The following is a 23705-nucleotide window of genomic DNA, read 5'->3' as shown; positions in this document are numbered from 1 at the left end:
ATCCACGTCGGCCGGACATACTCTAAAGCCGGTCGCGCATGGCGAACCATGTCATGGCGAGCATCAGCAACGGCGTTCGCAAAAGAGTGCCGCCGGGGAAGGTGGGCACCGGCAGGCGGGAAAACACGTCGAGCGCGCCGGTGTCGCCGATGATGGCGTCGGCCAGGATCTTGCCTGCGAAGTTGGCGGTGCCGACGCCCTGGCCGGAATAGCCGCAGCCGGCATAGAGGCCGGGTTCGACGCGTTGGATGAAGGGCATGCGGTGGCGGGTGACGGCCAGCGTCCCACCCCAGGCGTAGTCGATCCGCACATCGGCAAGCTGGGGATAGATTTCGCGCAAATGCGGGCGAACCAGCTCCTCCGCATTGGGCGCAAGCCGCCGGCGGTAGGTTTCGCCGCCGCCGAAGATCAGCCGGCCGTCGCCGGTGGGGCGCCAGTAGTGAATCACGAAGCGGGTGTCGGCCACGCATTCATGGCCCGGAATCAGCGCGGCCATCCCGTCCGGCCCGAGCGGCTCGGTGGCGACCACGTAGTTGTTGATCGGCAGGACGCGGCTTTCGACCTCGGATGCCAGGTCGGCCAAATAGCCGTTGCCGGCCAGCACGACCGTGTCCGCCTCCACAGAACCCGCCGCAGTGGCGACCCGGCGACGGCTGCGGGCAGCTTGCTCGATTCCGATGACGGTCGCGCCTTCGTGGATCGTCGCGCCGGCGGCCTCGGCCGCAGAGGCGATCCCGCGCGCAAGCGCGTACGGGTTCAGGTGGCCGGCACTGGCGTCCCGGAACCCGCCGACGAAACGGTCGGTGCCGATCGCGACTTCGAGTTGGGCGCGGTCGAGCACCGACAGGGCCGTGACGCCATACTGTGTCTCCAGATGGTCGACATAGTCGCGCTCTTCGTCGAAGAGGGAGCGGGTGTGGGCGGCTTCGATCAGGCCGCTGTTCCAGTCGCATTCGATCTCGTGGCGCTCGATGAGGTCGCGGACCAGGTCCTTGGCGGCTTCCGCAAGTTGCCAGAGCTTGGCGGCGTCCTCGCGCCCGAGCCGGCTTTCCAGCCAGACCTGGTCGCGGCGTTGGCCGGAGTGGAGTTGCCCGCCATTACGTCCGGTGGCGCCGTAGCCGATCTGTTCGGCTTCCAACAGGATAACCGAGCGTCCGGCTTCAGCCAGATGCAACGCCGTGGACAGGCCCGTGAAGCCACCGCCTACGACACAGACATCGGCGCGGGTGTCGCCTCGGAGCGGAGCGATGTGCCGCGGCGCAAAGCCTGCGGTATAAACGGAGGGAGGCCCTTCGGGAGCCCGCCCTGCGCTTCTCTGGGCAGCCGCGAAGGCGCCTTGCCGGCTCATGAGGGAAGGCGCCCCGCTTTGCTCAGGGCGTCAAGGGTATCGTCCAGGGTCTTGCTCGCCCGGTCGATGAGCTGGTCGACCTCGTCGCGGGTGATCACCAGCGGCGGTGCGATGATCATGGAATCGCGCACCGCCCGCATGACCAGGCCGTTCTTGAGCGAAAAATCACGGCACATCGTCCCGACTTCGCCCTCGTTGTCGAAGCGGATGGTGCGGCTCGGCTTGGACGGCACCAGCTCCAGCGCGCCCATCAGCCCGACCATGCGGGCCTCGCCGACGAGGGGATGATCGCCAAGCGCGCGCCAGCGCTCCTGAAGATAGGGCGCGATTTTCGCGGCGTGTTCCACCACGCCTTCCTCTTCCAGGATGCGGAGATTTTCCAGCGCGGCCGCGCAACAGGCCGGATGACCGGAATAGGTGAAGCCGTGGAAGAACTCGCCGGTGTCGTCGATCAGCACGTCGGCGACCCTGTCGCCCACCATCACGCCGCCGATCGGGAGATAGCCGGAGGATAGCCCCTTGGCGATCGGCATCAGGTCGGGCTTCAGGTCGTAGTAGTCGGAGCCGAACCAGGTGCCGAGCCGGCCGAAGCCGGTGATGACCTCGTCGACCACGAGCAGGATGTCGTAGTCGGCGCAGATCTTCTTGATCTCCGGCCAATAGCTGTCGGGCGGAATGATCACGCCGCCGGCGCCCTGGATCGGCTCGGCGATGAAGGCCGCCACCGTATCCGGCCCCTGGGCCTCGATGGCATGGGCGAGCTCGCGCGCGGCCCAGGTGCCGAAACTGTCGGGATCCAGTTCGCCGCCTTCGCCGAACCAGTAGGGTTGGGGAATGTGCACGATGCCGGGGATCGGCATGCCGCCCTGGCCGTGCATGGCGCGCATGCCGCCGAGGCTCGCGCCGCCAATGGTTGAGCCGTGATAGGCGTTCCAGCGCGAGATGATGGTCTTCTTTTCCGGCTTGCCGACGGCGTCCCAATAGGTGCGCACCATCCGGATCACGGTGTCGTTGGATTCCGATCCGGAGCCGGTGAAGAAGACGTGGTTGAGGTGGGCCGGCGTCAGCCGGGCCAGCCTTTCGGCCAGCGCGATCGCCGGCTTGTGGGTCGTCTTGAAGAAGGTGTTGTAGTAGCTGAGCTCCGTCATCTGACGGTGCACGGCTTCGGCGATCTCCGGCCGGCCGTGGCCGATCTGGACGCACCAAAGTCCCGACATGCCGTCGAGGATGCGCTTGCCGTCGGAATCGGTGATCCAGCAGCCCTCGCCGGACACCACCACGCGCGCGCCCTCGGCATTGAGGGCGGCGGTGTCGGTGAAGGGGTGGATGTGATGCGCGGCATCGCGCCGCTGGAGCCCGGCGGTGGATTCCGGATCGTTCGTCAATGCAGCCTCAGACATTGAGCAGAAGATACTCCCGTTCCCAGGGCGAGATCACGCGCATGAACGTCTCGTATTCAGCCTGCTTGATGGCCCGATAGGTGTGCACGAAGCTCTTGCCGAACAGGCCGACCAACTCGTCGCATTCCTCAAACAGCGCGACCGCCTCCAGAAGGCCGCGCGGCAAGCCGTAGGGCAGCTCCCGCGCGGAGCCTTCCACCGGCTCGTCCGGCGACAGCTCCTCGTCCATGCCCAGGAAGCCACAGGCAAGTGACGCTGCGATGGCGAGATAGGGATTGGCGTCCGACGAGGGAACCCGGTTTTCCACCCGCCGCGCGGCCGGCGGCGAATGCGGCACGCGCAGGCCGACGGTGCGGTTGTCGTAGCCCCAGTAGACGTTGATCGGAGCCGTGGTCCACCGCTCCAGCCGGCGGTAGGAGTTCACGTAGGGTGCCATGATCGCCATCACGTGGGGCAGATATTTCTGCAGGCCGGCGATGAAGGAGAAGAAGTCGCGGCTGGGCGTGCCGTCCGGGGTGGAGAAGATGTTCCGGCCGGTCTCGATCTCCACGATCGAGTGATGGATGTGCATGGCCGAGCCGGGCTCGTTGGACATCGGCTTGGCCATGAAGGTGGCGTACATGTTGTGGCGCAGCGCGGCCTCGCGGATGGTGCGCTTGAACAGGAACACCTGGTCGGCCAGGTCGATCGGGTCGCCGTGGAGAAGATTGATCTCCATCTGCGCCGCGCCTTCCTCGTGGATCAGCGTGTCGATCTCCAGCCCTTGCGCCTCGCTATAGGCGTAGATGTCGTCGAACACGTCCTCGAATTCGTTGACGGCGGCGATGGAGAAGGACTGGCGGCCGATTTCCGGCCGGCCCGAGCGGCCGATCGGCGGCTCCAGCGGGTAGTCCGGATCGGTGTTGGGCTTGACCAGATAGAACTCGATTTCCGGCGCGACCACCGGCTTCAGGCCGCGGTGACGGTAGAGATCCACGATCTTGCGCAGCACCTGGCGCGGCGCGTGGTCGACCGGCCGGCCGTCGCGATAGCGCGCCTCGTGGATGAGCTGCGCGGCCGGATCGCTCGCCCATGGCACGACGGCGAGCGTGGAATAGTCCGGCTCGAAGATCAGATCCGAATCGCTCGGGTCGTGCTTGAAGTTGTCGTCCTCTTCCGGATAGTCGCCGGTGATCGTTTGGGTGAAGATCGACGTCGGCATTGTGATGGAAGGGCCGGCGGCGAACTTCTCCGTCGGCATCATCTTGCCGCGCGCGACACCGGCTTGATCGGGGACGATGCATTCGACGTCCTGAATCCGGCGGTCCTTCAGCCACCGGACGGCCTCTTCATGCGAAGAGACGCCGCGGGCGTCCTCCGTCTCGACGAGCGAGCGGTTTTCGGAATCCATTTGAACACGCATGCCTCCGGGTTCCGCCCGGAGGATCCTCAGTGAGTGCGGCCTGAGCGTTGCAGACGCGCCGCCTGGCGGCGGCGAACCCGGCCCGGGCGGCCGGCAACAGGCCCGGAGCAATCGTCGGGCATCATAGAAAGAGGACAGAAGACTGCATAGGGCTTCCCTGATCATCTACGTGTGGGAAGGCTTTTGGTGCGGTTCAGAGCCGGCGTCTCGGGTCTTGGCACTTGCTCAGACACCTGCGAACGTTCAAATCTGCGATTTATTCCATCGGCTGACGGACGACGAGATGCGCGCAGCGTCAGCCACAGCCAAAGACAAGCAGAGGCGGTGTCGATATCGGCGCCGGCCCGGTACGCCCCGATCCCGATGACCCCTGATCTCCCGGCGGACACAACCGCCGACCCGCTCGACGAGGTCGAGCGCTACCTCTCCCACCACCCCGATACCGAAGCCGTCGAGCTTCTGATCACCGACACCAACGCGGTCATGCGCGGGAAGTGGGCGCCCGCCGGAACGATCGAAAAGGCGTTTACCTCCGGGGTGGCCTTTCCGCTTTCCATGTTCGGCCTCGACGTCTGGGGGCGCGAAGTGATGGAAACCGGGCTGCACGTGGATACCGGCGACCGCGACGGCTTCTGCAAGGCGGTGCCCGGCTCGCTGCGCCCGGTGCCGTGGGCCGATGTTCCGACAGCGCAGGTCGTGCTGACCATGACCACGGAGACCGGCAAGCCATTCCACGGCGACCCCCGTCACGCTCTGGAGGCGGTGGTCGCCCGCGCCGCGAAGCTGAACTTGCGCGCCTGCGTCGCCTTCGAGCTGGAGTTCTACCTTCTCACCGGGCGCACCGGCGAGGCGCAGGCCGAAGCATTGCGCCCGGTTCTGTCGCTCGGCGACGGGCCGGACCGGCAGAACATGTACGCGCTCTCCGATCTCTCCGCCCATTCCGATTTTTTCGCCGCCGTCCGCGCCGGCGCGAAGGCGCAGGGGTTGCCGATCGATACCATCCTGTCGGAAGCGGCCCCCGGCCAGTTCGAGATCAATCTCAAACATCGCGTCGACGCGATGGCGGCCGCCGACGATGCGCTGTTGCTGAAGCGTCTGGTCCAGGAAACCGCCCGCCGGCATGGGCTCAGGGCGACCTTCATGGCCAAGCCGTTCATGCCCTGGGCCGGCAACGGCATGCATTGCCATGTCAGCATGGTCGACATCGACGGGGCCAACATCTTCGCCGATGCCAGCAAGGGCCAGCGGACGCTGGAACACGCGGTCGCGGGCCTGTTGGAGGGGATGGCGCCGGCCATGCTGGTGTTCGTTCCGACATGGAACGGCTATCGGCGCCTGTTGCCGGGCTCTTACGCGCCCACCCGTGTGGCCTGGGGCCACAACAACCGCTCCGTCGCCGTGCGCATTCCCGCGGGCGAGGCGGCCGCCACCCGGATCGAGCATCGCATCGCTGGTGCCGACGCCAATCCCTACCTGGTGCTTGCCGCGATCCTGGCGGCGATGCTCGACGGCATCGAGGAGCAGCGCGTGCCGCCGCCGCCGACCGATCGCAACGCCTACGAGGCGCCGGCGCCGCAACTGCCCGACGACATGCAGGATGCGGTGCGGTTGTTTCGCAAGTCCGACTTCATCCGCCGGACCTTCGGGGTGGAGTATCGCGCCATGTATGCGGCGATCAAGGAAGCGGAGATCTCCGCCTTCCGCTCCGAGATCTCCCCGCTGGAGCGTTCGACCTATCTGTGACGCGTCGCCATCTGCGCGTCGATGTGACATGCCTGTGAAATCAGCATATTTCGGGTTGAGGACGATGGAAAACGGTTGAGCGCCCGGCCGGGCCACCGTACCGTGCCCTCATGTCGCGAGCGCAGTCGTGGTTCGGGTGTGCTCGATCCAGATCGCACGTACTCCAGAGGGGGAGGCCGATCCTGATGCGCGGATACCTGTTGAGCGGGCTCGCCGTGGCCGCTGTTCTTGCCGCCGGCACGGCGGCGGCCCAAGACAAAGTCGTGAACGTCTACAACTGGTCCGACTATATCGACGAGTCGATCCTGGCGGACTTCAAGAAAGAGACCGGCATCACGGTCAACTACGACGTCTTCGATTCCAACGAGATCCTGGAGACCAAGCTGCTGGCGGGCTCCACCGGCTATGACGTTGTGGTTCCCTCGGCGACCTTCCTGGCGCGTCAGATTCAGGCCGGCGTGTTCCAGAAGCTCGACAAGGATAAACTTCCGAACCTCACGAACATGTGGCCGATGGTGGAGAAACGGGTCTCCTCCTACGATCCCGACAACGCCTATTCCGTCAATTATATGTGGGGCACCACCGGCATCGGCTATAATGTCGAGAAGGTGAAGGAGATCCTGGGCGACGATGCGCCGCTGAACTCCTGGGATCTGTTGTTCGATCCCGCCAATGCCGAGAAGCTTTCGTCCTGCGGCATTCAAGTGCTCGACGCGCCGGAAGAGGTGATCCCGGCCGCGCTCAACTATCTCGGGCTGGATCCGAGCGCGCGCTCGGCCGACGACTTCAAGAAGGTGGAGGCGCTGTTCGCCAAGATCCGCCCATATATCCAGAAGTTCCATTCCTCCGAGTACATCAACGCGCTCGCCAACGGCGATATCTGTCTGGCGCTCGGCTGGTCCGGCGACGTCTTCCAGGCGGCCGATCGCGCCGATGCCGCCGACAATGGCGTCACGGTCCAGTACGTGATCCCGAAGGAAGGCGCGCAGATGTGGTTCGACCAGATGGCGATGCCGGCAGATGCGCCGAACGCGGAAAACGCGCTCACCTTCATCAACTACATGATGAAGCCGGAAGTGATCGCCAAGGCGACCAACTATGTCTGGTACGCCAACGGCAACAAGGCGTCGCAGGAATATATCGATAAGGAAATCCTGGACAATCCGGCAATCTATCCGCCGGCTGAGGTCATGGAGAAGCTTTACGTGGTGGCGGTCTACAACGCGCGCGACCAGCGGCTTCTGACCCGAACCTGGACCAACGTGAAGACTGGCATGTAACCAGTCGGACGGGGCGGCATCTGCTGCCCCGTTTGTTTTCGGGGGTGCTTCGTTTGCGCGGGACGGGCGGTCGATAGCGCTGAACCGGACGCTCGGGAGACCTCCGGCCGAGCGTGGAAGAGCAGAGGGGATCTCCCTGCCACGGGCGGGGAGGTGAGGCGCGGAAACCAGACAACATGGCCAAGCAGGCTCTGGGGCCGATCAGACGGTCTTTTGCCCCTTGGGACGATCCCGAGGCGAAGCCGCTCATCCATTTCAACGCCGTGACCAAGCGGTTCGGCGATTTCGTCGCCGTGGACCGGGTCGACCTGCCGGTGTTCGAGCGCGAGTTCCACGCGCTGCTCGGCCCGTCCGGCTGCGGCAAGACCACGTTGATGCGCATGCTCGCCGGCTTCGAGGAGCCGAGCGAGGGCGATCTGCTGCTGGACGGCAAGAGCCTCAAGGGCGTTCCGCCCTATCAGCGGCCGGTCAACATGATGTTTCAGAGCTACGCGCTGTTCCCTCACATGAGTGTGGAGAAGAACATCGCTTTCGGCCTGAAGCAGGACGGCATGGCCAAGAGCGAGATCGACGACCGGGTCGGCGAGATGCTCAAGATGGTCCGGCTGGAGCAGTTCGCCAAGCGCAAGCCGCACCAGCTTTCCGGTGGCCAGCGCCAGCGCGTCGCGCTCGCCCGCTCGCTGGCCAAGCGCCCTCGGGTGCTGTTGCTCGACGAGCCGCTGGGCGCGCTCGACAAGAAGCTGCGCGAGGCCACCCAGTTCGAGCTGACCGACCTGCAGCAGGAGCTCGGCATGACCTTCCTGATCGTGACCCACGACCAGGAGGAAGCGATGACGGTGGCCGACCGGATCTCCGTCATGGATCAGGGCGTGATCCGGCAGGTGGCGGTTCCGGCGGAAATCTACGAGCAGCCATCCTCGCGGTACGTCGCCGATTTTATCGGCGACATCAACATCGTCGAGGGCAGCTTGGAGGCGGCGGGCGACGGGATGACGCGTCTCGTCGCGCCGAAAAGCGGCCTGACCATCGAGGCGGAGCAGACCGTCACCGAGCGTCCGGAGGTGGCCTGGTTCGCGATCCGGCCGGAGAAGCTGCGGATCCTGCGCGAGCGACCGGCGGAGGCGAGCGTCAATGCGGTGGAGGGCGAGGTCTGGGACATCGCCTATCTCGGCGACGTCTCGATCTACAACGTCAAGCTCGACGACGGCACCATCATGCGCGCCACCGTGGCGAACACCACCCGGCTGGTGGAGCGGCCGATCACCTGGGAAGATCGGGTCTGGCTGGAATGGGATCGCAACGCGGGCGTGATCTTGACGCGATGACTCCTCGCGAGGGGCAGGCTCTTTAGGGGAGAGCGGGACGGGATGGCGAACGACCCTGAAGCGATCCGGATCAGCGAGCTGACCGGCGAACCGATGCCGGGGGCGCGGCACGTGCCGGCCAAAGCGCGCGGGCGCCTGTTTCCTCGCTTCGGGCGCTTGGTGGTGGTCGGGCTGCCCTATCTCTGGCTGCTCTTCTTCTTTCTCTTGCCGTTCCTGATCGTCTTCAAGATCTCCTTCTCGGAGATCACGATCGCGATCCCGCCCTATACGCCGGTGTTCGATCTGGCCGAGGGCATTTCGGCCAACTTGGCCAAACTGCAGCAGTTCTCGTTCGACAACTACCTCTTCCTGACCCAGGATCGGCTCTATTACCTCTCCTACCTGTCGAGTGTCTGGATCGCGCTGGTCTCGACGGTGCTGACGCTGTTGATCGGCTTTCCGATGGCCTATGGCATGGCCCGTGCCCCGCGCCATTGGCGGCCGCTCTTGGTAATGCTGGTGATCCTGCCGTTCTGGACCAGCTTTCTGATCCGCGTCTACGCGTGGATGGGGATCTTGAGCCGGGAAGGGCTGCTGAATCAGTTCCTGATCTTTATCGGCGTCGTCGATCCGGCCAATCCGCTGGTCATTCTCTCCACCAACACGGCGGTCTATATCGGCATCGTCTATTCCTACCTGCCGTTCATGGTGCTGCCGCTCTACGCCACGCTGGAGAAGCTGGACGAAAGCTTGTTGGAAGCGGCCGCGGATCTCGGCTGCCCGCCATGGAAGGCGTTCTGGAAGATTACCGTGCCGCTGTCGCTGCCCGGCGTCGTCGCCGGCTCCTTCCTGGTGTTCATCCCGGCGGTGGGCGAGTTCGTCATTCCGGATCTGCTCGGTGGCTCCGACACGCTCATGATCGGGCGCACGCTGTGGGCGGAGTTCTTCAGCAACCGTGATTGGCCGCTGTCGTCGGCGATCGCCGTTTTGCTGCTCCTGATCCTGGTGATCCCGATCGTCTACTTCCAGAACCATCAGGCGAAGCTGCAGGAGAGCGGCAAATGAACCGGGGACCGAGCTGGTTCAACATCACGTCGATGGCGATCGGGTTTGCGTTTCTGTATCTGCCGATCGTGCTTTTGGTGATCTATTCCTTCAATGCCGGCCGCAACGTCGCGGTCTGGGAGGGCTGGTCCACCAAGTGGTATTTCGAGCTGTTCAAGGACGAGCAGCTCCTGTCGGCGGCCTGGGTGACGCTCCGCGTCGCGCTGATTTCGGCGACGGTGGCGACCGTGCTCGGCACCATGGCCGCGCTCGCGCTGGTGCGTGGCGGCATGTTCCGGGGCAGGACGCTGTTTTCCGGCATGGTCTATGCGCCGCTGGTGATGCCGGACGTCATCACCGGCCTCTCCATGCTGCTCCTGTTCGTTGCGATCGACTTCTCACGCGGCTTCTGGACCATCACGATCGCCCACATCACCTTCTGCACCTGCTATGCGGCCGTGGTGGTGCAGTCTCGGCTGATCTCGTTCGATCGCTCGCTGGAGGAGGCGGCCCTCGATCTGGGCGCGACGCCTGTGAAAGCTTTCTTCGCGGTCACGCTTCCGATCATCGCGCCGGCGGTTGCGGCGGGCTGGATGCTCGCCTTCACCCTTTCGCTCGACGATCTGGTGATCGCCTCCTTCACCACCGGGCCGGGTGCGACGACACTGCCGATCAAGATCTACTCCGCCGTGCGGCTCGGCGTGTCGCCGGAGATCAATGCGGTCTGTACAATCCTGATCTCTATCGTGACGATCGGAGTAATCGCGGCGTCGATCTCCATGAAGCGTCAGGAGGTCCGGCGCCTTCGCGATGAGCGGATGGCCGCTGCGGCGAATGCCGCCGCGGTTTGAGCCGGAGAAAAACGACATGCTGCACGAGCTATCCGGGAGCGCCGGCAACGTCGTCGGGCTACAGGCCGACGGACCGCTGAGTGTCGCGGACTACCAGAAATGGGTCCCGGAACTGCACTATCGGGCCGAGGGCGATCCGACCGGCAAGCTCAAGGTGCTGGTCGAACTCGCCGGCTTCGACGGTTGGGATTCCGTCGCGGCATTCTGGGAAGAGCTGAAGGGCGACGCGCGTCTGATCGACAAGATCGCACGTCTGGCCGTGGTGACCCACAGCCTGGCCGACCGGTTGATGGTGGACGCTGCCGAAGTGGCGATGCCGGGCCGTGTCAAAGGCTTCGAGAGTGACCGGATCGCCGATGCCTGGGCCTGGGTGAAGGGCTAACCCATCTGCTCACTTCTTCGCGCCCTTCGCCCGCGTGATCCGGTTGGCGGCCGATGCGCCACCTGAGAGCGCGCCGGTGAAGCCGCCGGCGCCGGCATAGGCCGAGGCCAGCAGCAGCCCCGGTATCGGGGTCTCCGTCGAGCGCGGATAGCCTTTCCAGATGGGCGTGCCGGGCGGTGTCGGCGCGAAGCCATAGAGCGCGCCGCCGGGCGCGTTGAGGGCGCGTGCGAAGGTCGTCGCGGAGGCGAACATCCGCGTTGTGACGGCGGCGGAAAAGCCCGGAAACTGCCTGTCGATCTCCGCCTCGATCGCGGCAAGCCAGGCTTCGCGGCGTTCGTCGTAGGCGTCGGGTTCGAGCCCGTCCCAGTTGGCCACCCGGTCGACGCCGACAACGGAGACCAGATGTGGCGGTTCGGCGGAGTGGCCGGCGTCGATCGCGGAATAGTCGACGATATCGAGGAGCGGCAGCGCGGCGCCAGGCGCTTCGCCCAGAAGGGGACCGCAGTCGGCAATGTTGTCCAGGGTCTGCATCCACTCCGGCAGCAGGATCGTGGAATAGGCGGAAAAACCGAATTGGTCCGGTTTCCGCGACAGGCCGAAATGGATGTTGAAGGCCGACATGGAAAGCGCGCGGCCGCGATAGGCCTCCACGAAACGCGCTCGCGCTTCGGCCGGAAGCATGCCGGTAACCACCGTCGGGGCAGCATTGGCCAGGACCGCGCTCGCCGGTTGCTCGGAGCGTTCGCTGCCGTCCGGTGCGGTGTGGACCACGCCGCATGCGCGCCCGTCGGCGCCGAGCAGCACCTCCGTGACGGATCGGCCGGTTTCCGCCGTGCCGCCATTGGCGCGGATGATGTCGACGAGCTTGTCCGTCAGGGTTTGGGATCCGCCGCGGATATATTTGCCGCCGTGGGCGAGATAGCCCGACTGGGCGACGGCGAAGAAGGGCCACCACAGCTCTGCCGGGTTGTCGTCGTAGTAGGCGAGGTTGGCGGCAAGCGCGAACTTTGCGCCCTCGTGCCCGTCCAGCCGGCGCGCGAACACCTCCGAGACGGAGCGGTTCCAACCGTTGACGATCGGCCACATGTCGCTGGCCATGCGCGGCAGGCTGGCGAGGAGTCCGCCAGGGCCCTTGTGCGAGCCCGCGGTTTCCAGTGCGCGGGCGACGCCGGCCATCTCGTCGAGCAGGCGGCCGGCGCCGGTTCCGACCTCGGGAAAGCGGGAACCGAGCGCCTCGCGGGCCGCTTCAAAGCCGTGCGGCAGACGGAATGGCGCGCCGACCGGCCCGCCGCGCACTTCGAAAAGCTCCGGCACGTCCACCAGCGGCAGATCGTCCAGAATGCCCAACTCGGCGAGAGCGCGGCGGTTGGGATCGCCGGGACTGCGCGGGTCTTCCGTCGCGTGCAGCGAGGCTTCGATGGTGAGGCCGGCGCGGCGATAGGTGGAGGCGGCGCCGCCGAAATGGTCCGCCCGCTCGTAAAGGGCGACGGAGAAGCCGCGCTTGGAGAGCAGCGCGGCGGCCATCAGGCCACCGAGGCCGCCCCCGATGACGACGGTATCGACGGGCCGGGTCATGTTGGGCGGGCGCTCTCGGACGACGCACCAGCGGGGGCAGGGGCGGTTGCCGGTGGCACCAGGGTGGTGTGCGGGTATGGAATGTTCATGCCGGCGCCTTCGATCTCCGCCTTCATCCGCCTGGTGAAATCGGTCTTCAGGGCCCAAAGGTCGCCCGACGCACACCAGGCGCGCAAGCTCAGCGTGACCTGGCTGTCGGCGAGTTCGGCGACGTAGGCGGACGGGGCCGGATCTGCGAGCACGCGCGCGTCGCTTTTGGCCATTGCAACCAGCACGTCCAGAGCCAGGTCGACATCGTCTTCGTAGGAGATGCCGACCGACACCTCCAGGCGTCGGGTGGCGTAAACGGAGTAGTTGGTGACCGTGGTGCCCCAGGCGCTGGCGTTCGGAACGATGATCTGGACATTGTCCGGCGTGGCGAGCTCGGTGGTGAAAAGGGTGATCTCCTTCACCGTGCCGGACTGGCCGGCGACGGCGATGTAGTCGCCCTGCTTGAACGGACGGAACGCCAGGATCATTACGCCGGCGGCGAGGTTGGTGAGCGTTCCCTGCAGCGCCAGGCCGATCGCCAGCGAGGTGGCGCCCAGGACGGTGATCAGGCTGGTGGTCTGGATGCCGAACAGCTGCAGCACCGCGATCACGACGACGGCCAGCACGAAATAGTAGGTCAGGCTCGCCAGGAAGGCGTGCACCGTCGCGTCGATCCGTTTGGTGCGGGCAAGAGCGCGCGACACCAGCCGCTTAGTGGCATGGGCGATCCGCCAACCGACGACCAGGATGATCAGCGCGTAGATGACCGACATGCCCCGCAGCGCCAGCCACGCGAGCACGGGATCAACGGCGGACTTGGCATCCGCGCTCAAGGTGTCGATCAGCTCCATGGTCGATGAACTCCTCTTCGGTTCCGGTGGTTCGGCGGTCCTGTCGACCAATCTGAGCCGGAATTTCGGGGGCGGCGGCTCCTCAAATCTCGCGGCTATCAAATCGTGCCGAATTTATATCTTTTATGACGATGGCTGCGAGCAGGGATGTGTCATGAGTGGTGGCCGGAGTGAGTGGGCCGTGGAGCGCGGCGACCGCGCGTCGACGCCGTTCGAGCGCTCGCAGTTGCGGGAAATGCTGGATCGACGGCTCGCGAAGGGCCAGATCGACAGCGAGCGCCATGCGCGCCTCGTGCGGGAGGCCGAAGAGATCGTGTCGGTTCTGTGCGACGTCCGGTGCCGCGCGGCGCTCGAGTTCGTTTGAGCTTCGGACAACAAAAAAGGGCCGGCGCAGTCGCCGGCCCTGAGTTTTTTGGCCGGTCGGCGGGTTCGTGCCCGCCGGCCGCAGCCGTCGCTTGGGAGCTGTCGCGGGCTTAGAAGCCCATGCCGCCCATGCCACCCATGTCGCCACCCGGCATGGCCGGCGCGCCGCCGTCTTTCTTCGGCAGCTCGGCGACCATGGCCTCGGTGGTGATGAGCAGCGAGGCGATCGAAGCGGCGTCCTGAAGGGCGGCACGCACGACCTTGGTCGGGTCGATGATGCCCTTCTCGATCATGTTCACGAACTCCTCGTTCTGGGCATCGAAGCCGATGTCCGGATTGGAGTCCTCGAGGATCTTGCCGACCACGATGGAGCCTTCGGCGCCGGAGTTCTCGGCGATCTGCCGGATCGGAGCCTCAAGCGCCCGGAACACGATGTTGATGCCGGCCTGGACGTCTTCGTTGTCGGAGGAGAGCTTCGAAACGGCCGCCTTGCAGCGCAGGAGCGCGACGCCGCCGCCCGGGACGATGCCTTCCTCGACCGCCGCGCGGGTGGCGTTGAGGGCATCGTCGACGCGGTCCTTCTTCTCCTTCACCTCGACCTCGGTGGCACCGCCGACGCGGATCACCGCGACACCGCCGGCGAGCTTCGCAAGGCGCTCCTGGAGCTTCTCGCGGTCGTAGTCGGAGGTGGTGTCTTCGATCTGAGCCTTGATCTGGGAGACGCGGGCCTCGATGTCGGACTTCTCGCCAACGCCGTCGACGATGGTGGTCTCGTCCTTCGTGATGGAGACCTTCTTGGCGCGGCCGAGCATGTCGATGGTGACATTCTCAAGCTTGATGCCGACGTCTTCCGACACAACGGTGCCGCCGGTCAGGATCGCGATGTCCTGCAGCATGGCCTTGCGGCGATCGCCAAAGCCAGGGGCCTTCACGGCCGCGACCTTCAGGCCGCCACGCAGCTTGTTGACCACGAGGGTGGCGAGCGCCTCGCCTTCCACGTCCTCGGCGATGATGAGGAGGGGACGGCTGGACTGCACGACGGCTTCCAGCACCGGCAGCATGGCCTGCAGGTTGGAGAGCTTCTTCTCGAAGATCAGGATATAAGGATCCTCGAGGTCGGCGATCATCTTCTCCGAATTCGTCACGAAGTACGGAGAAATGTAGCCGCGGTCGAACTGCATGCCCTCGACGACTTCGAGCTCGGTCTCGAGCGACTTGGCCTCTTCGACCGTGATGACGCCCTCGTTACCGACCTTCTGCATGGCCGAGGCGATCATCTCGCCGATTTCCTTTTCGCCATTGGCGGAAATCGTGCCGACCTGGGCCACCTCGTTAGAGGTGTCGATGGAGCGCGAACGGGCTTCCAGATCCTTGACGGCCTCGGCAACGGCGAGATCGACGCCGCGCTTCAGGTCCATCGGGTTCATGCCGGCGGCAACCGCCTTGGCGCCTTCCTTCACGATCGACTGGGCCAGAACCGTGGCGGTGGTGGTGCCGTCGCCGGCCAGATCGTTGGTCTTCGAGGCGACCTCGCGGACCATCTGGGCGCCCATGTTCTCGAACTTGTCCTCAAGCTCGATTTCCTTGGCGACCGAGACGCCGTCCTTGGTGATGCGCGGCGCACCGAACGACTTTTCGATGACGACGTTGCGGCCCTTCGGACCGAGGGTCACCTTCACGGCGTTGGCCAGCGTGTCGACGCCCTTCAGCATCTTGTCGCGGGCTTCAAGCGCGAATTTCACTTCCTTCGCGGCCATGATCGTCTACCTCTCTTTTGAATTCGTGGGATCAGTCAGCAGAGCGTGGTGCGGTTGGCTTAGGCCAGCACGCCCATGATGTCGGATTCCTTCATGATCAGGAGATCCTCGCCGTCGATCTTCACCTCGGTGCCCGACCACTTGCCGAACAGAACCTTGTCGCCGGCCTTCACGTCCGGGGCGATGATCTCGCCCTTGGAGTCACGGGCGCCGGCACCCACGGCGATCACTTCGCCCTGCTGGGGCTTTTCCTGTGCGGTGTCGGGGATGATGATGCCGCCGGCGGTCTTGGTGTCGGACTCGATACGGCGGACGACCACGCGGTCGTGCAAGGGGCGGAAGTTCATCGCGTCATTCCCTCATGAGCTCGAAATGCGGACTGCTGCCCGTCCGGTGGGGGATCGAATGCACCTCGAATAACCGGTCATCCGAGGCCTGCTAGCACTCCCGTGTAGAGAGTGCCAACGATCGGGGCTGAGGTAATGCGCGGGCCTGCGCCATGTCAAGAGAGGGAAATCAAGAGATCGGGTTCGGCGCGGACGCAGTTGATATGGGCAGAGGTTTCCAAAACCGCAACGGACCGTTCATGTCCTGCATCTCGCTGCGGGGAAACGTCGGCTCTATCTGATCGTTATTCATTGCGGCCGACCGGCCGGAAAACGACAGCAACGGAGATCGAGAATGGCGAAGGTTCTGGTGCTCTACTATTCGAGCTATGGCCACATCGAAACGATGGCGAACGCCATTGCGGAGGGCGCGCGCTCGGAGGGCGCAGAGGTGGACATCAAACGGGTTCCGGAACTGGTTCCCGAAGAGGTGGCCCGCAGCTCCGGCTTCAAGCTCGACCAGGCCGCTACGATCGCACAGGTCGACGATCTTCCGAACTATGACGCCGTCATCATCGGCACGCCGACGCGCTACGGCAACATGACCGCCCAGATGAAGAACTTCCTCGATCAGACCGGCGGCCTCTGGTTCAACGACAAGCTCGTCGGCAAGGTCGGCTCGGTGTTCACCTCGACGGCCACGCAGCACGGCGGTCAGGAGACCACCCTTATCTCCACCCAGACCGTTCTCCTGCATCTCGGCTACGTCATCGTGGGGCTGCCCTATTCGTTCAAGCAGCAGATGGGCGTGGAAGAGCTGAAGGGCGGCAGCCCCTACGGCGCGACGACGATCGCCGATGGCGACGGGTCCCGCCAGCCGAGCGCGGTCGAGCTGGAAGGAGCCCGCTACCAGGGCGCGCACGTCGCCAAGATCGCGGCGAAGCTGGCGGCTTAGGACTGGAGCATTTCCAGGCGAAGTGGGAACCGGTTCGCCATCCGGAAATGCATCAAAATAAAAGGTTAGAGCCGTTCAGCGATTCCGTGAAAAGCTGATCGGCTCAAGCCTCGAAAGACTTACTCCTCTTCGCGGGTGTCCGCCGTGCGCGGCGCTCGCGCCGTAGCTCGGCCGGCCAACGGGACCCGTGACGGGCGAAGCGCAATCAGGCAGGCGGCGACGATGATCGCCGCCCCCGCGACGGTTTCGAGCTTCGGGATTTCGGAAAACAGCACGAGACCGAACAGGGTGGCCCAGATGAAGCTCGTATATTCGATGGTGGCGAGCTTGGCGGCCGGCGCACGGGAGAAGCCGGCGGCGATCGCCAGTTGCCCGAAGGCGCCGAATACCCCCACGGCAAGGGCGAGCATATAAGACGTCTGGCTCGGTGGCTGCCAGACGGCGACCGCGGGCACGGTCAGCACCACCCCGGCAGTGGCGGTCTGCAGCAGCACCATCGTGATCGCCCGGTCGCTTGCGGCCTGCTTGCGGATCATGACGGCGACCAATGCGTAGCCAAAGGCGCCGGCGACCGCTGCCACGAAGCCCAGGATCTGGTCCGGGTCGATCCCGACCCGCAACTCGCCGCCGAAAATCACCAACACCCCGACGAAGCCGATCTGGATGCCGATGGCGACCCGGGGTTGGATCGGCTCGCCGAGCATCAGCCGACCGAGCAGCGCAATGAAGAACGGCGCGACGAACGCCACGGCGACCACGAGCGCGAGCGGCAGCACGGAGATCGCATAGAAGAAGCTGAGCGCGGTCGCCGCCACGACCACGCCGCGCACGAGGTTGGCCCGCAAGGTCTGCCGCGTGAGCCGTTGTGGCCGGACCAGGAACATCGGGGCGAGAATGAGGGTCGCGGCGGCATAGCGCAGCCAAACCGCTTGCAGCACGGGCAGCAGGGCGGTTTGTACTTTCATGCCCGCGTCCATCGCCGACAACAGCGCGACGGCGAGCACGACCAGCGCAATGGGGGCATAACCGGCTTCGTTCCTCATGTGCTGCCGCCCGGACGGGCAAGATCGCGCACATAGGCAAATTCCCAGGTATCGGACGCATCCGGCACCGCCCGCACCACCGGAAGTCGGCGGAAACCGGTCCGCTCGTAGAAGCGATGACCCTCGAGAAAGCGGGTGTCGGTCCACAGTCGAAGCCGCCGTCCGCCTCCAGTCAGCGCTAGAGAAATGGCATTCTCAAGCAGGCGCCGCGCGAGGCCCTGTCTGCGCGCCGGCCGGGCGAGATAGACCTTGAAGAGTTCGAACACGCCCGGCTCCGCAGTCGCCGCGATGGCGAGCGAGCCGATCACGTCGCCGTCCGCCTCCGCGACCCAGAGGGCGCCGCCGCGCGCGCGGTAGTGGCTGGCGGGGGCGGCGAGTTCCGGAAATTCCGAAGCGACGTAGTGGCAGTTCGCGTAGTCGGCAAAAATGGTCGAGATCAGGCGCACCAGGCCCGGACCGTCGGAATTTTTGGCTGGTCGAAGCTTGGCGGGCCGATGCACGATACGGTTTCCTTGATCGCGATCATGGCGCGGCCCTGCAATTCGCAATTGAAAGGCTCTGCCCAACGTGGTTCGTCCGCTCATGGCGGCCGCCACGAGTTCGGTCAAGCGCCTCGATTGGAAAAGGGGCCGTTTGAGTCCGACCGAATGGATCGCAATCGAGACCACGATAGCGGCCGTGTAGCCCGCGATGCGGTGAAATTGGGGGACATGAATGGAATTGATCGCCAATGTCTCGTTGCTGTTTGCCGAACGACCGCTGTTGGAGCGTTTGCCGGCCGCCATGGCTGCGGGCTTCGATGGTGTCGAGATCCAGTTCCCCTATGACGAGGAGGTGTCGCTGCTGTCTCATGTGGCGGTGGACTGTCCCGTACACCTGATCAACGCGCCGGCCGGCGCGCCGCTCTCGGGCGACGTGGGTCTCTCCACCGACGCCGAGCGCATAGAGGGCTTCCGTAAGGGGATCGATGTCGCGCGTCGGTTCGCCGACGGTCTCGGCTGTCGCAAGGTCAACGTGCTCGCCGGTCCGCCGCCGCCCGGCCAGCCGGACGACGTGACCCGGCGGGTGCTGATCGACAATGTGCGTGCGCTCGCGGACGTCCTGTCGGCGGATGGTCGGCGCGTAATGGTGGAGATGGTCAACCCGTATGATGTTCCGGGCTATTTCGTCGACAGCCTCGACATGGCGTTGAAGCTGATCGGAGAGATCGATCATCCGTCCGTCGATCTGCAGTTCGATCTTTATCACATGGCCCGAACGGAGCCCGATCTCATTGCCGCCATCTGGCGCGCGGATAGCGCTATCGGCCATGTCCAGTTCGCCGACGTTCCCGGCCGCCACGAACCGGGCACCGGCTCCATCGACTTCGTGAGCGCTTTCAACGTCTTGCGTGCGATTGGCTATAGTGGTGCCGTCTCGGCGGAGTATCGCCCGCTCACGCGTACCGAATCCGGCCTCGACTGGATGCGCACGCTAAAACCGGTCGTTGAGGGCACGAAAAAGCCGGGCGACGCATCCGCCGCCCGGTAATTCTTAGGATGCAGAAGAGCATACCCATACGCTCAGGGGCCGATCGCGGCGATCGGCGTCCTGCGGCGGCAGCATCGCTAACTGGCCGTTCGGACCCGCCGAACGGAGCACCGAACCGGATCGTGACGATTTGCGGTCTCAGCGACCTGACATCATGATCGTGATCGATGGGCTTGAGGGCGAGAGCGGGAAGCGGGCGGAAAACCGGGTCCCACTTGGCCTAGGAACGCTTTAGGTCGAGGCCTTCTCGGCGAGGGTCTCTTCGGCGCCCGCGGCCGACGCGATGGCCTCGATCACGGTGACGGCCTTTTGGCGAACGCTCGCGTCTTCGATCAGGGAGAAGGCGCGCAGGAGCCGCACTGTCGCCGAATCGCTCAGCGCTTCCGAAAGCGGTGATTCGACTCCGTCGACCGGACCGGCCTTCACGCCGTCGGCGCCCTCGAAGAAATAAGAGATCGGCACCTGCAGCGCGATAGCGATATCGTGAAGGCGGCTTGCGCCGATTCGGTTCGTGCCGCGCTCGTATTTCTGAATTTGCTGAAACGTGATGCCGAGCTTTTCGGCCAGTCGTTCCTGACTCATTCCGAGCTCAAGACGGCGCAGCCGCAGCCGCGTCCCCACGTGGTAGTCGACCGAATTGGCGGAACGCTGGTTTTGCATAAGTCTCTTTCCTGCTCATGATCATGCCGGTCGGCCAAGGTCGTCGCCTCGGTTCTTACGGCCCCTCGCCGAATGCGGATTGGGGCCCCGAACCCGGTGCCGGGTGGCCGGTGGCATGGTCCTTCGTTCCGGCATTCATGCCGGACCGTTGGTGTCGTCGTGCGGCCGGGTCATCTGGCCGCTGGGTTTGCGTCGTCCCCCAGGGTTGTTCGTTGCACTGCGTTAGCCGTTGTACGGCGCCGCAGGCGATTGCATGTGTGCCGATCGACATCTCAACCACGCCTCGCTGCTAGCGGCGATTGCTCGCGACTGCGCGACTTTTTCGCGGCAGGGATTGAAATGGGCAATTCCTTGGGTATTTCCCCTAAAAATCTTCGGATTGACGCATGGCGTTCGTTTTTTGCGCAATGTGCCTCCCGTTGCAAGTCAGGGCTGCGAATTATCCTCCTGATCGGATTCGCCGCCGCGTGCGTCAAAGAGGGACTGCACCGGTTAAAACCACCACGCTGCCCAACGAAGCTTCGCTACCTTGGCGCGAAAGTGCAATCTCTGGATGTCTCGACCGTCATCCTCTCCGCCAAATATGTCAGATTTCGGTATCATCGATATTCATTCCCGACCCTTGCCGCAACGGTTGGTTCGGGTCATTTTTTGCGCAGTGCGGAAAGCGGTCCGTCGCTTGTTCTCGCCCATCGCTCGCAAGTCTTCGCTTGCCAAGCTTTCCCGGAACTGGAATACGCGCCCGCGTGACCAAGAAAATGCGTACAGATGATCCGACCGAAGCCGGCGCGCGCGAAGGGTTCGACCCGAAGGCGCTGCGCCGCACCCTTGGGCAATTCGCGACGGGCGTGACCGTCGTAACGGCGGCGAAGCCGGATGGCGAGATCGTCGGGATGACCGCGAATTCGTTCGCGTCGGTCTCGCTCGAGCCGCCGCTGGTATTGTGGTCGATCGTGCGGGAGGCGAAGAGCCTCCCGGTGTTTCTCGAGGCCACGCATTTCGCCATCAACGTGCTCGCCAAGGACCAGCTCGATCATTCCAACCGATTCGCGCGTCCCGGCCAGGACAAGTTCGTCGACGTCGACTGGACGCCGGGACTGGGCAGTGCGCCGGTGCTGTCCGGGGCGGCTGCCGTGTTCGAATGCGCCCGTCATGCCGAGCACGACGGCGGCGACCACATCATCATGGTCGGGCGGGTGGATCGCTTCGCCCGCTTCGACCGCGACGTGCTGGTGTTCGCTCAGGGCCGCTATGGCGTGACGGCGGAGCATCCGCTTGCCGATCGCCAGCCGGGGATCGCGGGCTCCGGAGACGGTCCGCATCCTTATGACGACTTTTTGATCCCTCTGCTCCATCGCGCCTATTCGTCGCTTTACGACGCCTTCTTCGCCGAACTCGGCGAGGAGGGGATCTCGGGTCCCGATATGCGGGTGCTCGCCTATCTCTCGATCCGTCCGGGATCGAGCGCGGAGCTGGTGAGCCGGGGCACCTATCTCGGTAGCCAGATCACTTCCGAAGCGCTCGAGACCCTGCGCGGGCAGGACCTGGTGGCCGGCGATCCCGACACCGCGCTGCACCTGACCGAAACCGGCACCGCGCGGCTCAAGCGGTTGATCCAGTATGCCGAACGCTTCGAGCTGGAGCGGCTAGGTGATGTGGACGCCGTCGAGCTTGCCACCATCAAGCGGTTGTTGCGGCGGCTTACTGAAAACGACGGTCCGGAGTTCGGCTAAAGCGTTTCCAGGCCAAGTGGACACCGGACGGCTGTCCGGAAATGCCTCAAAACAAAGGGTTCGTGCCGTACGGCTCGCTGAAGTCTGCCGCCATGGCGGTCACTTCGTCCCAGACCCGGCCGAGCCCGGCGCCCGCATCCACGCGTAGCCGCATGGCGACGATGGTCAGACGGCCCATGGGGAGCAGGTCGGAGAGGTCGCTCAGGCGGCCCGCCTCGACATCGCTCGCGACCAGGCTGTCCGGTAGCCAGGCGACGCCGACGCCTGCGCTTGCGAGCTGCTTTACGGCCAGCGTCAGCGCGGTCTCCGCCCGTTTGCGGATGAAGGAGAGTTGGGCGAAACCGGCCAGAACCTCCTGGTTCATCACCTTTCCCAGAAACACTTCGGGCGGATAGGCGATGATCGGGATCTCGCCCAGCGCATAGTCCTGGTTCAGCTTTTCGACCCGGTTGGTTGCGAACACCGGCAACAGCGGCTCCGAGCCGACCTCGATGCGCTCCAGATAGTCGTCGGCCGGCGGCAGCGGTTCCGTTTCCGATTCATAGAGCAGCGCCATATCGGCCTGCTTCGTCATAAGTTGGGCGTAGCATTCTTCCCGGTTGGCGGACCTGAGCCGGATGCTGAGCGCCTTGTCGGCCGACAGGCGCTCCACCAGAGAGGGCGCAATCGAGGTGGTGATGGCATGCTGGCAGGAGATCACCACCCGGTTCTGCACCTGCCGGTCCTGGCGGCGGAGATCGTCCTGGAGCGTCCGTAGCCCGGTCGCGAGCTCCTGGATGCGCTCGCGCTGATCCCGCACGGCGGGCTTCATGCGGGCGGGCCGGCGGCTGCGGTCCAGAAGCTCGACCCCCAGATGGGCTTCGATCGCCATGATGCGGCGGGAAAAGGCGGGCTGGGTGACGAACCGTCGTTCCGCCGCCGCGGCGAGCGACCCGGTTTCCAGCACCGCCAAAATGTCGTCCAGCCACTCCAGTCGCATCGTCGCTCCTCTTGCTAATATGCGCACTATGCATAATCAGCGGCGAAATTTGCAATTGGCCATGGCTCTTGGGTGGTTATGATCCAGTCATGCGCATTTTGAAGGCGCACGATCGATCATTCATCGAAGACGGACCTCCATGCATCTCTCTCGCTTTCCGCGCATTCGTCTCGCCCATCTGCCGACGCCGTTGGAGCGGCTGGACCGTCTCTCAAGCGAGCTTGATGGACCGGAAATCTGGATCAAGCGCGACGACTGCACGGGGCTATCGACCGGCGGCAACAAGACCCGCAAGCTCGAGTTCCTGATGGCCGAGGCGGTGCAGCAGGGCGCCGAGATGGTGATGACCCAGGGCGCGACCCAGTCGAACCATGCGCGCCAGACCGCCGCCGCCGCCGCGCGTCTCGGCATGGCTTGCCATCTGCTGCTTGAGGATCGCACCGGCTCCAAGGATCCGCAGTACAATCATAACGGCAACGTCTTTTTGGACGGCCTGCACGGCGCCACCACCGAGAAGCGGGGTTCCGGCCTCGACATGAATGCGGAGATGGAGGCGGTCGCCGACAAATTCCGCGCCGACGGCAAGCGCGTCTACACCATTCCCGGCGGTGGCTCGAACGCGACCGGCGCCCTCGGCTACGTCAACTGCGCCTTCGAACTGCTTGGCCAGGCCAACGACGCCGGCCTCGTGATCGATTGCCTGGTGCATGCCACCGGCAGCGCCGGTACTCAGGCCGGCCTCGTGACCGGTCTCAAGGCGATGAACGCCAACGTGCCGCTTCTGGGCATCGGGGTGCGCGCTCCGAAGCCCAAGCAGGAGGAGAACGTCTTCGCGCTCGCCGAAAGGACGGCCGAAAAGCTTGGCTGCCCCGGCGTGGTGAAGCGCGAGGACGTGGTCGCCAACACCGACTATGTTGGCGAGGGCTACGGCATTCCCGCCGACAGCACCATCGAGGCGATCCGGATGTTCGCCGAGCTGGAAGCGATCCTCCTCGACCCGGTCTATTCCGGCAAGGGCGCGGCGGGCTTGATCGATCTGATCCGCAAGGGGACCTTCAAGAAGGGCCAGCGGGTCGTATTCCTCCACACCGGCGGATCGGCCGCGCTGTTCGGCTACACCGCCGCCTTCGAGGCTCATTCGGCATAGGG

General features: G+C 64.9%; 23 protein-coding genes. 12 read left to right on the top strand and 11 right to left on the bottom strand.

The window, feature by feature from the left end; all coding sequences use genetic code 11:
* Positions 1-22 precede the first annotated feature (22 nt).
* The 3 genes from HNS03_RS17055 to HNS03_RS17045 are packed head-to-tail and all read right to left on the bottom strand — an operon-like array spanning position 23 to position 4150.
* Positions 23-1348, bottom strand: a complete 1326-nt coding sequence (locus HNS03_RS17055) for an NAD(P)/FAD-dependent oxidoreductase (protein WP_367197003.1) — start codon at positions 1346-1348, stop codon at positions 23-25.
* Positions 1345-2748 (bottom strand): aspartate aminotransferase family protein, encoded by a 1404-nt coding sequence (locus tag HNS03_RS17050; RefSeq protein WP_367197001.1) that lies wholly within the window; start codon positions 2746-2748, stop codon positions 1345-1347. The genes HNS03_RS17055 and HNS03_RS17050 overlap by 4 nt, the downstream gene beginning before the upstream one ends.
* Positions 2741-4150, bottom strand: coding sequence for a glutamine synthetase family protein (locus HNS03_RS17045; RefSeq protein WP_367197000.1), 1410 nt, complete (start codon positions 4148-4150; stop codon positions 2741-2743). The genes HNS03_RS17050 and HNS03_RS17045 overlap by 8 nt, the downstream gene beginning before the upstream one ends.
* Before the next feature lie 363 nt (positions 4151-4513).
* On the opposite strand from HNS03_RS17045, the gene HNS03_RS17040 reads away from it, so the two are divergent.
* The 6 genes from HNS03_RS17040 (at position 4514) to HNS03_RS17015 (ending at position 10754) form a co-directional block, all read left to right on the top strand.
* Positions 4514-5893, top strand: coding sequence for a glutamine synthetase family protein (locus HNS03_RS17040; protein WP_367196999.1), 1380 nt, complete (start codon positions 4514-4516; stop codon positions 5891-5893).
* 185 nt (positions 5894-6078) lie between these two features.
* A complete protein-coding gene (locus HNS03_RS17035) occupies positions 6079-7173 on the top strand; it encodes a polyamine ABC transporter substrate-binding protein (RefSeq protein WP_367196997.1) in 1095 nt (364 codons plus the stop codon).
* Between the two features lie 176 nt (positions 7174-7349).
* Complete coding sequence (locus HNS03_RS17030) at positions 7350-8498, top strand: ABC transporter ATP-binding protein (protein WP_367196996.1); 1149 nt, start codon at positions 7350-7352, stop codon at positions 8496-8498.
* Between the two features lie 93 nt (positions 8499-8591).
* Entirely contained in the window at positions 8592-9542 is a 951-nt protein-coding gene (locus HNS03_RS17025; protein WP_367197121.1) for an ABC transporter permease subunit, read from the top strand.
* Positions 9539-10372, top strand: coding sequence for an ABC transporter permease (locus HNS03_RS17020; RefSeq protein WP_367196995.1), 834 nt, complete (start codon positions 9539-9541; stop codon positions 10370-10372). The genes HNS03_RS17025 and HNS03_RS17020 overlap by 4 nt, the downstream gene beginning before the upstream one ends.
* A 16-nt stretch (positions 10373-10388) precedes the next feature.
* A complete protein-coding gene (locus HNS03_RS17015; protein WP_367196994.1) occupies positions 10389-10754 on the top strand; it encodes an STAS/SEC14 domain-containing protein in 366 nt (121 codons plus the stop codon).
* Positions 10755-10763: 9 nt separating this feature from the next.
* Here HNS03_RS17015 and HNS03_RS17010 read toward each other — a convergent pair whose 3' ends face one another.
* Both HNS03_RS17010 and HNS03_RS17005 read right to left on the bottom strand, forming a co-directional pair.
* Entirely contained in the window at positions 10764-12329 is a 1566-nt protein-coding gene (locus tag HNS03_RS17010) for a phytoene desaturase family protein (RefSeq protein WP_367196992.1), read from the bottom strand.
* Positions 12326-13210: a mechanosensitive ion channel family protein gene (locus tag HNS03_RS17005; protein ID WP_367196990.1), complete on the bottom strand. Its 885-nt coding sequence runs from the start codon at positions 13208-13210 to the stop codon at positions 12326-12328. The genes HNS03_RS17010 and HNS03_RS17005 overlap by 4 nt, the downstream gene beginning before the upstream one ends.
* On the opposite strand from HNS03_RS17005, the gene HNS03_RS17000 reads away from it, so the two are divergent.
* Positions 13176-13574: a hypothetical protein gene (locus HNS03_RS17000; protein WP_367196988.1), complete on the top strand. Its 399-nt coding sequence runs from the start codon at positions 13176-13178 to the stop codon at positions 13572-13574. The two genes, HNS03_RS17005 and HNS03_RS17000, sit on opposite strands and share 35 nt — an antisense overlap.
* A 109-nt stretch (positions 13575-13683) precedes the next feature.
* Here the strand turns inward: HNS03_RS17000 and groL are convergent, their stop codons facing one another.
* Both groL and groES read right to left on the bottom strand, forming a co-directional pair.
* Positions 13684-15330 carry a chaperonin GroEL gene (groL, locus tag HNS03_RS16995; protein WP_367196987.1) on the bottom strand — a complete coding sequence of 549 codons (1647 nt, stop codon included), beginning with the start codon at positions 15328-15330 and terminating at the stop codon, positions 13684-13686.
* Between the two features lie 59 nt (positions 15331-15389).
* On the bottom strand, positions 15390-15677 hold the full coding sequence (groES, locus tag HNS03_RS16990; RefSeq protein WP_367196985.1) for a co-chaperone GroES: 288 nt from the start codon (positions 15675-15677) through the stop codon (positions 15390-15392).
* Between the two features lie 334 nt (positions 15678-16011).
* Between groES and wrbA the strand changes: the two genes are divergently transcribed.
* Positions 16012-16611: an NAD(P)H:quinone oxidoreductase gene (wrbA, locus tag HNS03_RS16985; RefSeq protein ID WP_367196983.1), complete on the top strand. Its 600-nt coding sequence runs from the start codon at positions 16012-16014 to the stop codon at positions 16609-16611.
* Positions 16612-16730: 119 nt separating this feature from the next.
* On the opposite strand, the gene HNS03_RS16980 is transcribed toward wrbA, so the two are convergent.
* Together HNS03_RS16980 and HNS03_RS16975 are read right to left on the bottom strand one after the other, a co-directional pair.
* Positions 16731-17654 (bottom strand): DMT family transporter, encoded by a 924-nt coding sequence (locus HNS03_RS16980; RefSeq protein ID WP_367196982.1) that lies wholly within the window; start codon positions 17652-17654, stop codon positions 16731-16733.
* Positions 17651-18154, bottom strand: a complete 504-nt coding sequence (locus HNS03_RS16975; RefSeq protein WP_367196980.1) for a GNAT family N-acetyltransferase — start codon at positions 18152-18154, stop codon at positions 17651-17653. Before HNS03_RS16975 ends, HNS03_RS16980 begins: the two co-directional genes overlap by 4 nt.
* Before the next feature lie 214 nt (positions 18155-18368).
* Between HNS03_RS16975 and HNS03_RS16970 the strand changes: the two genes are divergently transcribed.
* Positions 18369-19184 (top strand): hydroxypyruvate isomerase family protein, encoded by an 816-nt coding sequence (locus HNS03_RS16970; protein WP_367196979.1) that lies wholly within the window; start codon positions 18369-18371, stop codon positions 19182-19184.
* A 231-nt stretch (positions 19185-19415) separates the two neighbouring features.
* Here the strand turns inward: HNS03_RS16970 and HNS03_RS16965 are convergent, their stop codons facing one another.
* Positions 19416-19844 (bottom strand): helix-turn-helix domain-containing protein, encoded by a 429-nt coding sequence (locus tag HNS03_RS16965; protein WP_367196977.1) that lies wholly within the window; start codon positions 19842-19844, stop codon positions 19416-19418.
* Positions 19845-20183: 339 nt separating this feature from the next.
* Between HNS03_RS16965 and HNS03_RS16960 the strand changes: the two genes are divergently transcribed.
* Both HNS03_RS16960 and HNS03_RS16955 read left to right on the top strand, forming a co-directional pair.
* Positions 20184-20594 carry a hypothetical protein gene (locus tag HNS03_RS16960; protein ID WP_367196976.1) on the top strand — a complete coding sequence of 137 codons (411 nt, stop codon included), beginning with the start codon at positions 20184-20186 and terminating at the stop codon, positions 20592-20594.
* 8 nt (positions 20595-20602) lie between these two features.
* Positions 20603-21577 carry a flavin reductase gene (locus HNS03_RS16955; RefSeq protein WP_367196974.1) on the top strand — a complete coding sequence of 325 codons (975 nt, stop codon included), beginning with the start codon at positions 20603-20605 and terminating at the stop codon, positions 21575-21577.
* A gap of 46 nt (positions 21578-21623) precedes the next feature.
* Here the strand turns inward: HNS03_RS16955 and HNS03_RS16950 are convergent, their stop codons facing one another.
* On the bottom strand, positions 21624-22556 hold the full coding sequence (locus tag HNS03_RS16950; protein ID WP_367196972.1) for a LysR family transcriptional regulator: 933 nt from the start codon (positions 22554-22556) through the stop codon (positions 21624-21626).
* Between the two features lie 139 nt (positions 22557-22695).
* Between HNS03_RS16950 and HNS03_RS16945 the strand changes: the two genes are divergently transcribed.
* The gene (locus HNS03_RS16945) at positions 22696-23703 is read left to right on the top strand and encodes a D-cysteine desulfhydrase (RefSeq protein ID WP_367196970.1); all 1008 of its coding nucleotides are present in this window, start codon (positions 22696-22698) and stop codon (positions 23701-23703) included.
* Positions 23704-23705: the final 2 nt, after the last annotated feature.

The organism is Amorphus sp. 3PC139-8 (assembly GCF_040750475.1).
Classification (GTDB): Bacteria; Pseudomonadota; Alphaproteobacteria; order Rhizobiales; family Amorphaceae; genus Amorphus.
The sequence above is the reverse complement of the archived record's forward strand: the minus strand, read 5'-3'. Positions and strand labels throughout refer to the sequence as shown.

Excerpts from the sequence above, each read along its gene's own strand:
- HNS03_RS17055 (WP_367197003.1), bottom strand. The coding sequence starts at position 1,348 with ATGAGCCGGCAAGGCGCCTTCGCGGCTGCCCAGAGAAGCGCAGGGCGG.
- HNS03_RS17050 (WP_367197001.1), bottom strand. The coding sequence starts at position 2,748 with ATGTCTGAGGCTGCATTGACGAACGATCCGGAATCCACCGCCGGGCTC.
- HNS03_RS17045 (WP_367197000.1), bottom strand. The coding sequence starts at position 4,150 with ATGCGTGTTCAAATGGATTCCGAAAACCGCTCGCTCGTCGAGACGGAG.
- HNS03_RS17040 (WP_367196999.1), top strand. The coding sequence starts at position 4,514 with ATGACCCCTGATCTCCCGGCGGACACAACCGCCGACCCGCTCGACGAG.
- HNS03_RS17035 (WP_367196997.1), top strand. The coding sequence starts at position 6,079 with ATGCGCGGATACCTGTTGAGCGGGCTCGCCGTGGCCGCTGTTCTTGCC.
- HNS03_RS17030 (WP_367196996.1), top strand. The coding sequence starts at position 7,350 with ATGGCCAAGCAGGCTCTGGGGCCGATCAGACGGTCTTTTGCCCCTTGG.
- HNS03_RS17025 (WP_367197121.1), top strand. The coding sequence starts at position 8,592 with ATGCCGGGGGCGCGGCACGTGCCGGCCAAAGCGCGCGGGCGCCTGTTT.
- HNS03_RS17020 (WP_367196995.1), top strand. The coding sequence starts at position 9,539 with ATGAACCGGGGACCGAGCTGGTTCAACATCACGTCGATGGCGATCGGG.
- HNS03_RS17015 (WP_367196994.1), top strand. The coding sequence starts at position 10,389 with ATGCTGCACGAGCTATCCGGGAGCGCCGGCAACGTCGTCGGGCTACAG.
- HNS03_RS17010 (WP_367196992.1), bottom strand. The coding sequence starts at position 12,329 with ATGACCCGGCCCGTCGATACCGTCGTCATCGGGGGCGGCCTCGGTGGC.
- HNS03_RS17005 (WP_367196990.1), bottom strand. The coding sequence starts at position 13,210 with ATGGAGCTGATCGACACCTTGAGCGCGGATGCCAAGTCCGCCGTTGAT.
- groL (WP_367196987.1), bottom strand. The coding sequence starts at position 15,330 with ATGGCCGCGAAGGAAGTGAAATTCGCGCTTGAAGCCCGCGACAAGATG.
- groES (WP_367196985.1), bottom strand. The coding sequence starts at position 15,677 with ATGAACTTCCGCCCCTTGCACGACCGCGTGGTCGTCCGCCGTATCGAG.
- wrbA (WP_367196983.1), top strand. The coding sequence starts at position 16,012 with ATGGCGAAGGTTCTGGTGCTCTACTATTCGAGCTATGGCCACATCGAA.
- HNS03_RS16980 (WP_367196982.1), bottom strand. The coding sequence starts at position 17,654 with ATGAGGAACGAAGCCGGTTATGCCCCCATTGCGCTGGTCGTGCTCGCC.
- HNS03_RS16970 (WP_367196979.1), top strand. The coding sequence starts at position 18,369 with ATGGAATTGATCGCCAATGTCTCGTTGCTGTTTGCCGAACGACCGCTG.
- HNS03_RS16965 (WP_367196977.1), bottom strand. The coding sequence starts at position 19,844 with ATGCAAAACCAGCGTTCCGCCAATTCGGTCGACTACCACGTGGGGACG.
- HNS03_RS16960 (WP_367196976.1), top strand. The coding sequence starts at position 20,184 with ATGGGCAATTCCTTGGGTATTTCCCCTAAAAATCTTCGGATTGACGCA.
- HNS03_RS16955 (WP_367196974.1), top strand. The coding sequence starts at position 20,603 with ATGCGTACAGATGATCCGACCGAAGCCGGCGCGCGCGAAGGGTTCGAC.
- HNS03_RS16950 (WP_367196972.1), bottom strand. The coding sequence starts at position 22,556 with ATGCGACTGGAGTGGCTGGACGACATTTTGGCGGTGCTGGAAACCGGG.
- HNS03_RS16945 (WP_367196970.1), top strand. The coding sequence starts at position 22,696 with ATGCATCTCTCTCGCTTTCCGCGCATTCGTCTCGCCCATCTGCCGACG.